Raw genomic sequence first — 15065 nt, 5'->3', positions numbered from 1 at the left:
TGCGGTATGACGTGGCCGCAATTGTGCGCCTCTTGTTGATTTGCGATAAGGTGGTGTGAAGCAAATCACCGCCTCCCTGCCGTTCGAATGGCCGAGCCGTGCCAAGATGTTGAGCACGGTGGAAACGCTCGTCATTGGCACCGCCGGGGGCCTCGTGTTTCTGCTCGCGGGCCTTCCGGGGGGATTGATCTCGGGCTCCATGATCGCGGTCGGGATCGCCGCGATCGCCGGTCGCCAGCTGACGCTGCCGCCGATCCTGACCCAGACGGTGCTGGTGCTGCTCGGCATTTCGTTAGGATCAGTCGTCTCTCGCCACCTGCTTCAACAGGTCAGTGCCTATCCGCTCACCATCGGGCTGCTCGCGCTCGCGACCTTCTGCTCGACCTTCGGCTCCAGTTATTATCTCCAGCGCATTCACGGCTGGGACCGCACCTCGGCCTTCCTCGCCGGCAGCCCCGGCGCGCTGTCGCAGATCACGATTTTGGCGGTCGAGCGCGGCGCCGACCTGCCGGGCATCGCGGTGGTGCAGACCATGCGCGTCATCATCCTCACCGCGGCCCTGCCGATGGTGCTGGCGTTCGCCGGCGTCGCGCCCTCCGTCGCGCCATCGCTGACGACGACGATCGCCTCGCCGCTCGACCTCGTCGAGCTGGTCGCGGCCTCGCTGGCCGCGGCACTCCTCCTGCGGCTGATCAGGTTTCCGGCGAGCTGGATGTTCGGTGCGATGATCGGCTCAAGCGTGCTGCATGGCGCCGGTTGGGTCGAGGGCGGCCTGCCGGACTGGGTACGCGGCGTGGCGCTGGTCGGCATCGGCGCCCTGATCGGCAGCCGCTTCGCGCGGATGAGGATCAAGACGCTCGCCGGCCACATCAACGCGGCACTGGGCTCGTTTGCCATCGCCATCGCCGTTTCCGCGATCTTCGTCGGCATCGTGGCGCTCACCACGCAGGTGAAATTCTCCGACGTCGTGGTCGCCTACGCACCGGGCGCGATGGACGCCATGCTGGCGCTGGCCCTGACGCTGCACATCGATCCGATCTTCGTCGGCGCACATCACCTCTCGCGCTTCGTCTTCGTGACGATCGCGACGCCGGGCATTGTGCACCTGTTCGGCCGGACGCAGGACGATGTGGATGATTGAGCCTCAGCGCTTCACCGTCGCAACGAATCCCCACGCGGCGATCGCAGCCATCAAGAGCGAGATCAGCACGTTGTAGCCGGCAAGCGAGAGGCCGAGGAAGCGCCACTGCACCTCGTCGCAGCGGACCACCTTCACGGTGTCGAGCCGCGACAGCAGGTCGGTGGCGCTGCCGAGATTGACGACGGGACCGGAGCAGTCGGTCGGTCCCTTCCAAAAGCCCCATTCGACGCCGGAATGATAGGTGCCGAGCCCGGCATTGGCGATGCTCGCGAGCGCAAGGATCGCCAGGCCCGCGAGCAGCAGCGGTCTCGGCGCACCGCCCCGCGCCGCGAGTGCGATGAGCAGGCCGAGCGGGATCACGAGGTAATAGGCGTAGCGCTGCTCCAGGCAGAGCTGACAGGGCACAATCCCGAGCACCAGCTGGAAGAACCAGGCGCCCGCGATGGTCGCGGCTGCCGTCAGCGCGACCGCGAGCGAAGCGGCCAGCGCAGGGGTCGTGGCCGCCGGTTTGAACGCAGGTATTGCGGCACTCTGGGTTGTCACGGCAGCCTCTTTTCGATGGGTCGCTTTCCAAGGCTGTAACCCCGGCTCATGCGGCTGTCGAGAACGGCCCGGATCACTTTGGCGCGGGTTGACCCCGCTTGGTCCATGGCTATAGTCCGCCGGCTTCGCGACGCCCGCCTAGGGCCGACCGAGGGCCCCTGTGGCGGAACTGGTAGACGCGCTCGACTCAAAATCGAGTTCCGCAAGGAGTGCTGGTTCGATTCCGGCCAGGGGCACCAACTAGGCTGTTCAAGCCCGTTCTAAATCGTCCGCAACCATCCGCAGTACTCCAAACCTGGCGTTGCTCGGTACGCGTCAGGCCCGACTTCCGGCTCGATCTTCAGATGGCCGAGATGTCCAGCTTCGAGCCATCGGTCAGACGCGACAGCCGGAACGGTGCGGGATCGACGCAAGGAGTGTCGTTGACGAGAAGCTGTGCGGCCAGATAGCCAAGGCCCGGGCCCAAACCGAAGCCGTGACCCGAGCAGCCCGCTGCGAGGACGAGGCCTTCCACCCGGTCCACCTTCGACACGACAGGCACTGCATCCGGCGTGCAATCGACGAAGCCGCCCCAAGCGCTACCGAGCTTTATTTCGCCGAGTTGGGGGAAGGTTTTCCGGACACTCGCCACCACTTGGCTCACCAGCCATTTCAAGGGCGGAGGATCCAGCACGCGATTCTGTTCGAAGATCCGATCGTCGTTGGTCAGCAGCGCCGTCATTGAATCCGGCCCCGAAACGAACGATTGGCCGACGCCAATCCTGACGTTCTTCAGGCGACGCAAGAACTGCGGCATGAATTCCCGGCTGTACCGGATAGCCTGGGGCGTGATTTCGAGGTTCGCCTTGCCGCTGATCGCAAGCGTATAGCTGCCGTCCAGTCGACGCGTGATCGTGCAGTAGGGTGTGGAGACCGCCTCGCCTATGTTGATTGTCGGGGTGGAACGCAGCGCGGTCTGACGGATGCTCGCTTGGGGAAAACTGATCCCGAGCGGCCGAAGGAAGCGCGAGGACCAGGCGCCGGCGGCGCAAAGCACCGCGCTGGTTCTGATATAGCCCTTCTCCGTGTGCACGCCTGCAATCTTGCCATTGGCCAAGTCGAGCGCCCGCGCGGCGCATCCCTGGTGGATCGTGGCGCCCAGAATTCTGGCCCCTTCGGCGATAGCCGGCGCGGCGAGCGCAGGTTCGGCCTTGCCGTCCCGAGCCGAATAGGTCCCGCCGACCCATTTGTCGCGCGCTTCGGGGACGCGCTCGGCCACCTCCGCCCGGCTCAGCACGCGGGTGTCGACGTCGTACTCCCTGGCGACCTCGCGCCACCTTTCCCAGCCGGCGAGCACAGCCTCGTCGTGGGTCGCATAGACGAGTCCGCAGCGCCGAAATCCGAGGTCCCGATTGATATCGCGCGTGAGCTCGTCCCACAGCCGCATAGAGATCAACGAGAGTGGCAGTTCGCGGCGATCGCGGTTCTGCTGCCGGCACCAACCCCAGTTTCGGCTCGATTGTTCACAGGCGACGTGACCCTTCTCGAGGAGCGCCACAGAGAGGCCGCGCTTCGCCAGGTAATAGGCGGCCGTAGCGCCGAGGATACCGCCGCCGACTATGACGACATCGGCCTCGGCCGGGAGACGCTCATCGCTGTGAATGCGCTCGACATGGGGCGACATGTTCCAACGAACCTCGGCTGCCAAGAACGCGGAAGCAAAATTCCGATCAACCCTTCATCGCATCAGGCGCCCGATAGAATGTGCTGAAATCATCTAGGACTTCGCAAGATGTTCGGGTTTTTGAGCGCTTGAGCGATACGAGCTGCTCAAGCGCGATCGTCCCAGTTCGGCGCAACGGCGGCGCGACCTGCTTGTCCACGGAGACTGGACCGCTTTTCGATGCCCCAGAAAAATGGACCCAGACCGTCGCGATTGGCTCGGCGACACCGGGACGAGTGATGTCCTGAACCACGAGCGTCGAGAAGGCACCAGCGCGGCGGCAAAGCCCATTTCGGCGCCCGAAGTCATCTTCCGCACTGTCTCGATCGTCTTCCATACGCCGACATAGCCGGGTTTCATCACAAAGCTGTCGCCGGCGCGGAAAATGCGAGGCTCCTTGCCTTCCTCGGTCAGCTCCACCACGCCGGAAAGGATGTGGCAGTACTCAAAGGTCTCGCCCTTGATCGAGCGGTTCTCGCCAGGCGTGGCTTCCCAGACTCCGGTCTTCACCGAGTCGGCGCGGGAGGAGTCCTGCTCCCAGGTCCTGAGGTCATCGAGGCCGGACCGGCGAAGGCCGGTCGACGGCGTCAAGCGTTTGCTCCGATCGCAGGCAGACGGTCTAGCCTTCGAGGTCGTGAGCGGTGCCGGCATCCATGGATGTGCCGGGTTCGAGCAGCACGACCTCGCAGACGTCGTCCAGCGCGACAGGGCAATGCTCTACCCCATGCGGGACCACGATGAACTCGCCTTGCTCGATGATCTCGTCCCGATCACGAAACTTCATCAGCAGGCGGCCTTTGTGCACCAGGAAGAGTTCGTCACCGCTCCTGTGAAAGCGCCAGGCGAACTCGCCCGCGAACTTGGCGAGCTTGATCTGCATGTCGTTAATCTGACCCGCGATCTTCGGAGACCAAGTCTCCTTGAGCTGCCCGAACGAGCTGGCCAGGTTCTTCTTGTGGAGCGGCGAGAGATGCCGGTTCAGAGCGGCCACGTCACGGATGATGGCCCCAAGCTGGCGAGCGACGTCCTTGTCGTCGGCCGGATACTTGCCGTCCAACGCGGCCGTGCCGATAGTGAAGCCGGCGGCTCCTGCGTCCTTCAGGATGGCGATCCGCTCAGGCGTATCAATCGAGCCGGCCACATAGACGGGCTTGGGCACCGCCGCGCACACCGCCTTGATGAGGGCCGGGACGTCTTCCTTGGAGCGATAGGCGAGCAGGTCGAGGCCATACACGCCCTCCCGCACGGCGAGCGCCTGGGCGCTCTCAACGATCTCCTCGATGCTCCCTTCGAGCACGCTCGGATGACCGGTGATGCGACCCGGGAAGGGGCAGTATTGAATGCCGGTGCCAGCAAGGATCGGCAACACGTCGTCAACATGTGTGCCGCCGAGCAAGACGTCGACGCCGATTTCAACCGCCGCTTTCGCCGAAACGATCTCACTTTGCCGGTCGAGTGAGACGACTTCGAGATAGGAGGTGGCGCCGTCTGCCTTGATGACCCGGTTGAGAACTTTGAGTCGATCAATCGGCAGGCCGATGTCCTTGAAACCGATGTGGCGAACGCCAAGCCTCAGGGCGGTCTTGAGTTGTTCAGAGGCGTCCCCGACGGTGCGATCGTTGCGCGTGAGCATGAAGATAAAGCGAAGGCCCATTAGACTACCCCTTCTTTGGTCTTAATTTGCGCGGCGACGAGCCTTCGCGCGTAAGCCAGCGCGGTCTCGAGACTGCCGGTGTCGGCGATGCCTCGGCCCGCAATGTCGAATGCCGTGCCGTGATCAGGGCTTGTACGGACGAACGGCAGGCCGAGCGTGATGTTCACACCCTTTTCGAGGCCGAGATATTTCACCGGAATCAGGCCCTGATCGTGATATTGGGCCACGACCACATCGAAGCGGCCCTTGCGGGCCTGCATGTAGACAGTGTCCCCGGGCCAGGGGCCACTGGCGTCGATGCCCTCGGCGCGGGCCGCTTCGATCGCAGGCCGGATGATCTGGATTTCTTCGTCGCCGAAGAGACCACCTTCGCCGGCATGGGGGTTGAGCCCTGCCACTGCAATGCGCGGCGCCGCGATCCCGAGGGCCTTGCCGCCCTCATTTGCGAGCCGGATCGCCGACATCTGGGCATCGAAATCCGCTTGGTCGATGGCTTTGCGCAGCGACATGTGGATGGTGACGAGAACCGTGCGGATATCATCGTTGGCCAGCATCATCGCAACGCGCTCCGCACCACCATAGTCGGCGAGGATTTCGGTGTGCCCGGGATAGCGAATGCCCGCGCTTGCCATCGCTTCCTTGTTGATCGGTGCGGTGACGATGCCGCTGACCTTGCCGGCCTTGGCTGCCGCGACGGCGGCGACGACGGCATCGAAGGAAGCTTGGCCGGACATGGCGCTGACGCTCCCGAGCGGAGGCGGCGCGATGATTTGCGTCGCCTCGACAACTTCGATGGACCGCGGCTCAGAGCGCGCCTCTTCAGGTCCGGCGATACGCCTGACCGTCAGCTCGAGACCCAAACGATGGACGATATTCTCCATCACGGCGTAGCTGCCGAATACAACCGTGCCTTCGCCGGCCTTGGCCAATGTCTTCGCCACGATCTCCGGGCCGATGCCGGAGGCATCGCCCATTGTGATGGCGAGGGGAGCGGATTGGGTCATGATACAACCAGTTCTAATACCGAGGTGCCAAGGCGGAGCTGCGTGATCGCACGACGCAGCGTATCGTCGTCGCCCAAAGCCGCCTGCCTTCATGGCGATCAGCAGCTCTCGTCCATCTCCGAGGGACGTGCGGCCAAGCGGAAAGCCTGGCTCCAGCTCTTGCAGGATCTCGAACTCACAAATGTCCAGGCCATCCAGGATCGCCTCCATGGTGTCCCCGCCTGTGGCGATCACCATATCGAAACGCTTGTCGGCCACCCGTCGAGCCGCATTTTGAGCAATGTCGCGCAGGACGGATCCGGGATCATTCATCCGTTCGATCGGAGCCTGCAGCAGAGCGATTCCAGGCTCCATTGCGATGCAGCCGGCCTGACGATGGCTGCGCGGATTGGCGCTGCCGATCGCAACAAGAATGTCGCCACTAACCGCGGCGGTCACGTCCGACGCAACCGCAAGCGGCGCAAGACGCTTCGCCAGGGCAAGGGCCATGCCCGGAGAGCCCACCCATAGGATCGACTCCGGATCCGGCAGGGCCGCAACTTGTTTGTCGAGATCGGCCTGTGTCGCAGCATCAAGGATGACGACCCTTCCGATGGAGGCCGGAACGACCTCAGCCAGCCGAGAATGTCGCGCCGGATGGACGGGGTCGCGACCGTATTCGGTCTCCGTTACAGGAATGCCGTCCACAAGCTGAACGCCGTCGACGGTTGTACGCCCAGCGCCAGGGAACGCAGGTGCAAAGACCAGCATCTTGCGGCCGCTTACGGTGAAGGCCGCTTCCATCTCGGCCGTCACATGCCCGCGAAGAGTCGAGTCGACGGTCTTGTAGAGGACAACCCGCGAAGCGAGCTGCTGGGCAAGTTCTGACTGCCGCCGCGCCGCTTGCGAAGCCGGCACTGATCTAGATCCGCTATCAACGGCGACAATCGTGGCCTCCTGGTGCGGCAGCCGGCACCGGCCGACAACGGCTTGCAAACCGCGCTCGACAAACGGACCGGCCCCATCGGCGGCGCTGGTCAGGTCGTCGGCTAGGATACCGATTGTGTATTCGCCATTGGTTCGCATGGATCAATTATGCTAAGCAAATTCAACATAAAAAGCGATATTTTTTGCGCTACATTGGTGATATGAGATCACCAATGAGGCGATCAGAAATACCTTCATTGGACGACTTGCGTGCGTTCGAGACCGCTGCGCGGCTGGGGTCGGTTCGGCTTGCCGCGAACAGCCTTGCCTTGACCCATGGGGCTGTGAGTCGCCGTATCACCAAACTGTCGGAAGACCTTGGCTTCAATCTCTTCGAAAAATGCGGACGTGGCTTGAGTCTCACTGCCTCTGGAGAAGTGCTCAACCTCACACTCGGCCGTTTCTTCACCGAGCTGGCGACAACCGTTGAGAGCTTGCGTGCTGCCAACGCACAGCAGAACTCCCTCGTTCTCTCATGCGAGCCTTCAGTCGCTATGCGCTGGCTTATTCCACGGCTTGCAAGCTTTCAGGCCGTCCATCCCGACATCGCTCTACATCTGTCAGTCGCCGGCGGCCCCGTCGAGTTTCGCCGCGATCGGATCGATATGGCTATACGTCGGCTCGACTTTGCGCTCCCAGAGGCGTGGCACGTCCGGCGCCTTTTTCCTGAAAGGGTAGGACCGGTCATGAGCCCTCAGCTCGCAGCGGTGTTTGCCTCAGGAAACTACATCGCCCTAGGTTCGAAGACTCGGGCGGACGCTTGGTCGCGATGGCTTTCCACCCACCCGTCGGTGCGGCGCCCCGCGGAGATACGCTTCTACGATCACCACTTCCTCATCGTCGAAGCAGCATTGGCGGGATTGGGCGTTGCCCTCAGCCCGCGGGTCCTTGCAACGGACGACGTAGATAGAGGGCGGCTCATCGCACCTGCCGGTTTCGATCCGGACGAAAGCCACTATGGCCTCATCTGGGCGGGAGAAACTGAACTGTCTGGGAAAGCGAACTATCTTGCTTCATGGCTGCAGGAACAGTGCAATCTGATCTAATGATTCAACTTCGCGCTCCTCAAGGGCTCGGCGCTATCAGGCGTTGAACCCGACTTGAGAAGGTGTTCTGCGATCCGACGCGTGTGCGATCACCGCCGGAAACACTTTCGCGTCAGCGGAAGCCGATTCGCTTTCCGAGATGAATTTCATCGATAGAATCCGAGAACGGCCTTGGTCTCGAGATATTCTTCCATGCCCTCGCGGCCGTATTCCCTGCCGTTTCCGGAACGCTTGTATCCGCCAAAAGGTGCGTTCGGGTCCCAGTCGGGATAGTTGAGATGAACTTGACCAGACCGGATCTGCCCGGCGACCGCCTGCATCGTTTCAATATCCGTGCCCTGCACATGCGCGCCGAGGCCGTAGACGGTATCGTTGGCGATCTCGACCGCCCCGTCGACCTTATCGTAGGGAATGATCGACAGCACCGGGCCGAATATCTCCTCCTGCGCAATTCTCATGTCGCGATTGACGTTCGAGAAGATGGTCGGCCGCGCATAGAGGCCGACCTGAAGGTCGTTGGGCCGCCCCGGCCCGCCAATGACAAGCTTGGCGCCTTCCTCCAGGCCGATGCCGATCATGGCCTGGATACGCTCGAACTGCGGCGGGTTGGCGATCGGACCATGGGTCGTGCTTTCCGCAAGCGGATCGCCGACCACCAATTCAGAAGCGGCCGCCGCCGCCAGGATCTCGACCTTTGCCATCTGTGAGCGGGACACAAGCATACGCGTCGGTGCGCTGCAGGATTGGCCGAGATTGCGGAAGGCGGCGGCGACACCGAGCGGAACAGCCCGGCTCAAATCCGCATCCGGCAAGATGATGTTCGGTGACTTGCCGCCGAGCTCCTGTGCGACGCGCTTGACGGTGGGCGCCGCTGCTTGCGCGACGAGAACGCCTGCCCGCGTCGAGCCGGTGATCGAGATCATGTCGACTTGCGGATGCGACGCCAGACCGGTCCCCACGACTGGACCTGCCCCGTTGACGAGGTTGAAGACGCCGGGCGGACAGTCGGCATCGTCCATCACCTTGGCGAACAACAGGGCACTCAGCGGCGAAAGTTCGCTCGGCTTCAACACCACCGTGCAGCCAGCTGCCAGCGCCGGAGCGACCTTGGCCGTAATCTGGTAGAGGGGCCAATTCCAGGGGGTGATGAGACCACAGACGCCGATTGCCTCGCGCATAATCGCGGTGCTGCCGCGCGCGGCGATGAACGGATAGGTCGCGAGATTGTCACGCGCGACGCGGATATGTTCGGCAGCGAGCGGCACCTGGGCGCGGCGCGCGTAAGTGATGGCGGCCCCCATCTCGCACGTGATGGCCTGCGCAAACAGCTCCAGCCTATCGAGAAGCAAACCGTGAACCCGGTCGAGCAGCGCCGCCCGCTCGGCAGCCGGCTTACGGGACCAGCCGGTAAAGGCTTTTCTCGCGGCTGCGACCGCGCAGTCTACATCCTCATCATCGCCGAGCGCGATTTCTGCGACCGGCTGCTCGATCGCCGGATTGACGACGATCGCCGTCGCCAACCCGGTCGGCTTCCGCCATTCTCCGTCGATGTAAAATTTGCCGAGGAAGCCGGCTTCCGTCAGGTATCGAACGGCCGAGGTCATTGGAAGCGATCCTTGATCCGGTAATAGGCGCCGACCAGCGGAAGCTGGGCATGCGCAAATCGCCGCCCGATTCTGTTTCAGATCTACCAGCCGCGCATCCGCGGCCACTGAGCTTCGATTGCGTCACTTCCCGCCGAGATGACATTGTAAAGTTCGTGCTGTGACGCCGTCGCGCAGGCATGATTGGGCAGAATCCTGACCTTCGCGCCGATCGGGATATGCGGGAGGGCTGCAGCCGATCTGGACCTTATGGCGAGGATGCCGTGCTCCTGGCTCGCCTGCGCGACGATCAGATTCGGATAGAGTTGGCCGGACAGATCGCAGACGAGACCGTAACCTTGGTCGACCCGCTGCGCCACGGTACCGCGATCACGTGACAGTGCCATCCAGCCCGCATCGACCAAAATCCATCCCTTCTCCGGCTTCGTGCCGATGACGGTGGCGAGAACCGAGATCGCGATGTCGTCGGTCGTGCAGACACCGACGCCGTGCATCACCAGATCGAAGAACATGTAGACGCCGGCCCGCATCTCCGTGACGCCGGTCAGGCCTTCGGCGAAATGGGCGGTCGGCGTCGAACCGACACTTACGACCGGGCATTCATGCCCCGCCGCCCGCAATGTCTCCGCGGCCGCCACGGCCACGGCCCTTTCGTTCTCTGCGGCCGCGACGAGGGCATCGGACGAGCAAAGGCTGTAGGATTCGCCGGCATGGGTGAGAATGCCGGCGAGCGTGACGCCGGCCTCGGCCAGGGCCGCCGCGACGGCGATGAGCTTGGGATCGGTGGCGGTCAGCCCGCCGCGATGGCCGTCGCAGTCGATCTCGATGAAGGCGGAGGGCGTCACGCCGGCGGCACGCGCTGCCGTGCCCAACATCGCCGCCTGTTCAGGCGAATCGAGCAGCACCTTAAGGTCAACGCCGGCTTTGCGGAGACGCATCGCCCTTTCAGCGGTGTGCGGTGCCACGCCGACGGCATATGTCACGTCCCGGAAACCGTACTGCGCGAAGTACTCAGCCTCCGCCAAGGTGGAGACCGTGATCGGCCCCGGCCCGGAGGGATAGGCGCGCCGGGCAACCTCGATGGATTTCGCGGTTTTCATATGGGGGCGCAGCACGACGCCAGCCGCGGCCATACGAGAGGACAGACGGGCGAGATTGCGATCCAGCCGGTCTTTGTCGAGCAGGAGGGCCGGCGTCGCCAGTGCGCCGACCGTCGCGGTTATCTCGCGTGGCGCGGCGTTCTGGCTATCCGTCCGGCGCATATCGGGGCGTTGCATCTCAAGGTCTCCTAGCCGAACGACTGGTTGGCGACCGCGAACGTGCGCGCCGGCCCGGTCCATGGCATCTGCGTCCCCAAGACCATGGTGGTGGCGTCGCTGACCTTCTGCAGGCCGATGTTTCCAAGCCAGTCACCGAGTTGCGAGGAGGCCGAGGTGTCGATCCGGACGAAAACACTCCCGAGGGGCGCGAGCGCGGCCCCGATCAATGCGCGCGCATCGGTCGGGCTTTCGGCGATCACAGGGCCGATGACATGCCCGCGGCCGAAGAGACGGGAAATGGCGTAGCCGCGGGGTATGCCGTCACGCAGCAGGACATAGCCGCAACCGACCTCGATCAGCCGGTTCAGCATCTCGCGCCTCATCCAGCCGGTGGCCTCGTGATCGAGACCGACTATGGCCTCGAAGTCGGACGGAACCATCGCTCTGACGTTTCCGACCGGCGGCATGTCGCGGCCCTGGCCAGGAACGCCATGATGCTGGTGCAGCATGCCGATGCTGGCGAAGCCGCGGCGTGCGTAAAGCGCAAGGCCTTCGGCGGTCGAATTCAGCGTGACGATTCGTGGTCGTGCCGCCGCGAGCAGCGCGTCCATCAGCCGGGCCCCGTACCCCCGTCCCTGAACGGCTTTCGAGACGATGACCATTCCGGCGGAAGCATGGGTGTCGCCGTAAGGCCACCACAGCGCGGTCCCCACCACAGCACCCGCACTCGTCACCACGAAACCGCGGCCAAGCTGCAGCGCAAATTCCCAATCCTTGAGCAGATACGGCCAAGACATCTCCTGCGAGAGCTTCAAGGCACCTTTCAGATGCGCTCTCGCGAAAGCGATCAGGGCCACGTCTTCAATCTCGCGTTCTCCGGCTTGGGTAGCTTCGGTTGCCATGATGCGTCGACGTCTCATGCTTGGGTTAGCGGACTAATCGTCAGTGCCTGACACGGCGAGGTCCATCTGACGATGTTCCCGCGAATCGCAGCGTATCTCGGCTGCGACAGCATTACGCGATCAGACTGACGCAGAGTTCGGCAGGGAATTGCATTGATGATCCGATAGAAGGGACGATGTGCTGTCAGTGTCTCGCCACGCCGCAGCGCGATCCCGTTCCGGCATCCGATGGCCCGGAACGATACCGGGCATCAACCGCGGATCGCTCCGATAGCGCGCTTGAACGAACGCTGCGACCTCGTCGGGTGACAGCACCGTAAATACAGCCACGGCTGAAACACTCCTCGATCCGGAATCGACCCTTCAACAGGTTGCACCCTGCGTGATGTCCGCAATGTAGTTCTTTACAGCTTGTGCATCCGGGGGAAGGACTTTGACTCGCCTCGGCAGCCCTTCTAGTCCATCGAACCGTTGCGGACGATCTGGTTGCCGGCCTAACGCTTCCTTGATCGTCGTAGCGAATTTGATTGGCTGTGCAGTTTCGAGCACAAGCATCGGCGCCTCGGGGCTCACATGCATGCGCCCGACCGTCACACCATCCGCAGTGTGAGGATCGATCATTGTGTGGTAGCGATCCCACGTGTCACGGATCGTCGCCAGTCGATCGGCATGGGTGCTCCTGCCGCTGCGGAATCCGAAACGCGCCGCCGCCGTTACGAAGCTGGGATCACCGCTGAGGTCAAACGAACCGCATTCCCGAAGTTGGTTCTCAAACAGCGATTTCGTCCGACGGGCGTCGCGACCGAGCAAGTCGAACACGAAACGTTCGAGATTTGACGCCTTGGAGATGTCCATGGAAGGACTCGATGTTTCAAGCGTGTCAGCTCGGCTTCTGACGCGATAAATGCCGCTGCGGAAAAACTCGTCGAGCACGTCGTTTTCGTTGGTCGCAAGGACGAGACGGGATATTGGAAGTCCCATCATGCGCGCAACATGACCAGCGCAGATGTTTCCGAAGTTTCCTGAAGGCACGGAAAAGTCAACGCCTGCTGACCTCCCTTCGGAGACTTGAAAATAGCCGGAGAAGTAATAGACGACCTGCGCGACCAGTCGGGCCCAGTTGATCGAATTCACTGCACCTATCTTATATCGTCGTTTGAATTCCAGATCGCTGGACACACATTTGACGATGTCTTGGCAGTCGTCGAACACGCCATCTATGGCGATGTTGTGGATGTTGTCGTCCTGCAGGCTGAACATCTGAGCTTGCTGAAAGGAGCTCATCCGTCCGAGGGGCGACATCATGAAGACCCGCACCCCTTTCTTGCCGCGCATTGCGTATTCCGCAGCGCTCCCGGTGTCGCCACTGGTCGACCCAAGAATGTTCAATTCGTCGTGCCGGCGTGCCAGTTCGTACTCGAGCAGATTGCCGAGCAACTGCATGGCCACGTCCTTGAACGCCAGCGTAGGACCGTTCGACAATTCCTGGAGGTAAAGCCGCGTCTCCAGCTTTCGAAGCGGAACGATGTTCGAGGTTCCAAAGATCTCGGGCGTGTAGGTCTTTTCGCAGATTGCCTTCAGGTCAGCGGGCGGAATATCGCTGACGTAGAGCGACAGGACCTCGAAGGCCAGGCTGGGATAGGACAAGGCACGCCACGCATCCAATGTAGCGGCGTCCACACGCGGGTAGGTCTCAGGTACGTACAGCCCGCCATCCTCGGCGAGGCCTTCAAGCAATGTTTCGCAGAACTGTCTGCGACCTGAATGTCCGCGCGTGGATACGTAGTGCATCGATGCTCTTCTTTCGAGAGGCGGCAGTGCCGCCAGCTCCATGACCTGAGTTGTACCTTTGGGAATGCCCGATGGAGTTTCCAGCCGTCAGCGGCGGTCGCGCCACAGCGCAAAACGATCCTGCATCCGATATCCCCAGATCATGGCGGGCATGAACCAGGGATCGCCACGATAGAGCGGGATGGAGTCCGGCGGACGGAAGTCAAAGGCGGTGCGCGCCCGTTCGTGGTTTCCGATCAGCTTGTGGGCCGCGTGCATCCCGATCCAAGGCGCCCAGACGACGCCTGAACCGCAGAAGCCAGTGGCATAAACCACACCGTCCTCTTCGAAGATGCGCGGGAGCATGTCGCGATTCATCGCCACATTGCCGAACCAGCTGTGCGAAAGGCGAACATTCTCGAGTTCGGGGAAAAGGTTCACCAACCCCTTGCGCAGCAGGAGCTTTGGAGCCACCGGGTTACCGACACGAGAGCTGTCGCGCCCCCCTAACAGGATACGTTTGCCGTCGGGCGATGGGCGGTAATAGAACCCGACCTGGCGGTTCTCGGTCATCATCATGCGTTTGGGCATCAGCCGCTCCATGACGTCAGGTGCGAGCTCCTCGGTTGCAATGATCCGGCTGCGAACCGGGACCAGCCTGCGGCGCAGGAAGGGAACGGCGCTATCAGTATAGCCATTCGTGCAAACCAGCACCTGACGCGCCTGCACCGAACCGGCCGAGGTCACGATCCGGAATCCGGAACCATCTCTCTCGATGGAGATGACGGGCGTATCCGCATGAACCGCGACGCCCGAAGCGAGCGCCACGCGAAGCAGTTCAGCGTGAAACTTCGCCGGTTGTAGCCCTCCGATATCCATCCGGACTGTTCCACCCCGGTAGACATCGGTGCCGATGTAGCTGTGCTGCTCGGCATAAGGTACGGCGTGAGACTCGATCCGCAGCCTCTTCGCTAATACTTCCGCGCTACGCGCCATCGTGTCGTACTGCTCATATCCAAACGCGCCCTTGAACTGCCCGACCAGCTGGAAATCGCAGGCAAGCCCCTCGGTCTTGATGAAATCGTAAAGGAACTCGCGGGCGATCTTGCCTTCCGCCTCGATTGCCAGCGCCTTGTCTGCGCCGAAGCGTCGGGAGATCGCGGCGTAATCCGGCCGTATGCTCGCGCTGGTTATTCCACCGTTGCGCGTCGAGGCTCCCTCGCCCGGACTCATCGCGTCAAAGGCCGCAACCGAGCGTCCCTCGCGCGCCAGCACCAGCCCGGCCGAAAGAGAGGCATAGCCAGCGCCCACGATCAGCACGTCAAGTTTCTTGGGAAGAGTCTGTTGAGGCAGCGACCTAAGTGGTGCGGCTTCCCACCAATAGGGCGTGTCCTTCTCTGCGGCTCTGGGCTCATGCATGTCGCTGACTTCTCGTGTGTTAAAAGTGGCCTTGGATTACTGACAAGACGGATTC

The 15065-nt window shown here is 62.6% G+C and carries 11 protein-coding genes, 1 tRNA gene and 2 pseudogenes; 3 read left to right on the top strand and 11 right to left on the bottom strand.

From position 1 onward, the window contains the following. Window positions 1-55: 55 nt before the first annotated feature. Window positions 56-1141, top strand: coding sequence for an AbrB family transcriptional regulator (locus tag BcanWU425_RS05475; RefSeq protein ID WP_085350767.1), 1086 nt, complete (start codon window positions 56-58; stop codon window positions 1139-1141). A 3-nt stretch (window positions 1142-1144) separates the two neighbouring features. Here the strand turns inward: BcanWU425_RS05475 and BcanWU425_RS05470 are convergent, their stop codons facing one another. Then, window positions 1145-1684: a disulfide bond formation protein B gene (locus tag BcanWU425_RS05470; RefSeq protein ID WP_231190216.1), complete on the bottom strand. Its 540-nt coding sequence runs from the start codon at window positions 1682-1684 to the stop codon at window positions 1145-1147. Window positions 1685-1838: 154 nt separating this feature from the next. On the opposite strand from BcanWU425_RS05470, the gene BcanWU425_RS05465 reads away from it, so the two are divergent. Continuing rightward, a tRNA-Leu gene (locus BcanWU425_RS05465) sits at window positions 1839-1923 on the top strand. Between the two features lie 101 nt (window positions 1924-2024). Here BcanWU425_RS05465 and BcanWU425_RS05460 read toward each other — a convergent pair. The 5 genes and pseudogenes from BcanWU425_RS05460 to BcanWU425_RS05435 all read right to left on the bottom strand — a co-directional run. Then, window positions 2025-3347, bottom strand: coding sequence for an NAD(P)/FAD-dependent oxidoreductase (locus BcanWU425_RS05460; protein ID WP_204512486.1), 1323 nt, complete (start codon window positions 3345-3347; stop codon window positions 2025-2027). Between the two features lie 345 nt (window positions 3348-3692). Further along, window positions 3693-4037 (bottom strand): annotated as a pseudogene (locus BcanWU425_RS05455) (cupin domain-containing protein); the annotation flags it as partial. Then, entirely contained in the window at window positions 4006-5040 is a 1035-nt protein-coding gene (locus BcanWU425_RS37530) for a cupin domain-containing protein (protein WP_085350769.1), read from the bottom strand. The pseudogene BcanWU425_RS05455 and the gene BcanWU425_RS37530, both read right to left, overlap by 32 nt. Next, entirely contained in the window at window positions 5040-6044 is a 1005-nt protein-coding gene (pdxA, locus tag BcanWU425_RS05440; RefSeq protein WP_204512487.1) for a 4-hydroxythreonine-4-phosphate dehydrogenase PdxA, read from the bottom strand. The genes BcanWU425_RS37530 and pdxA overlap by 1 nt, the downstream gene beginning before the upstream one ends. 126 nt (window positions 6045-6170) lie before the next feature. Further along, window positions 6171-7109 (bottom strand): annotated as a pseudogene (locus tag BcanWU425_RS05435) (four-carbon acid sugar kinase family protein); the annotation flags it as partial. On the opposite strand from BcanWU425_RS05435, the gene BcanWU425_RS05430 reads away from it, so the two are divergent. Further along, a complete protein-coding gene (locus BcanWU425_RS05430) occupies window positions 7085-8056 on the top strand; it encodes a LysR family transcriptional regulator (RefSeq protein ID WP_231190213.1) in 972 nt (323 codons plus the stop codon). The pseudogene BcanWU425_RS05435 and the gene BcanWU425_RS05430 overlap by 25 nt on opposite strands. A gap of 146 nt (window positions 8057-8202) precedes the next feature. Here BcanWU425_RS05430 and BcanWU425_RS05425 read toward each other — a convergent pair whose 3' ends face one another. From BcanWU425_RS05425 to BcanWU425_RS05405, 5 genes are all read right to left on the bottom strand, one after another. Beyond that, the gene (locus BcanWU425_RS05425) at window positions 8203-9660 is read right to left on the bottom strand and encodes an aldehyde dehydrogenase family protein (RefSeq protein WP_204512488.1); all 1458 of its coding nucleotides are present in this window, start codon (window positions 9658-9660) and stop codon (window positions 8203-8205) included. 83 nt (window positions 9661-9743) lie between these two features. Beyond that, a complete protein-coding gene (locus BcanWU425_RS05420; protein ID WP_409363706.1) occupies window positions 9744-10922 on the bottom strand; it encodes an alanine racemase in 1179 nt (392 codons plus the stop codon). A gap of 26 nt (window positions 10923-10948) precedes the next feature. Further along, window positions 10949-11821 carry a GNAT family N-acetyltransferase gene (locus BcanWU425_RS05415; protein WP_204512489.1) on the bottom strand — a complete coding sequence of 291 codons (873 nt, stop codon included), beginning with the start codon at window positions 11819-11821 and terminating at the stop codon, window positions 10949-10951. Between the two features lie 363 nt (window positions 11822-12184). After that, window positions 12185-13612 carry a threonine synthase gene (gene thrC / locus BcanWU425_RS05410; RefSeq protein WP_204512490.1) on the bottom strand — a complete coding sequence of 476 codons (1428 nt, stop codon included), beginning with the start codon at window positions 13610-13612 and terminating at the stop codon, window positions 12185-12187. An 87-nt stretch (window positions 13613-13699) separates the two neighbouring features. Further along, the gene (locus tag BcanWU425_RS05405) at window positions 13700-15010 is read right to left on the bottom strand and encodes an NAD(P)/FAD-dependent oxidoreductase (protein WP_085350773.1); all 1311 of its coding nucleotides are present in this window, start codon (window positions 15008-15010) and stop codon (window positions 13700-13702) included. Between the last annotated feature and the right edge of the window lie 55 nt (window positions 15011-15065).

This window comes from Bradyrhizobium sp. WU425, assembly GCF_021052305.1.
Lineage (GTDB): Bacteria > Pseudomonadota > Alphaproteobacteria > Rhizobiales > Xanthobacteraceae > Bradyrhizobium > Bradyrhizobium canariense_D.
The sequence above is the reverse complement of the archived record's forward strand: the minus strand, read 5'-3'. Positions and strand labels throughout refer to the sequence as shown.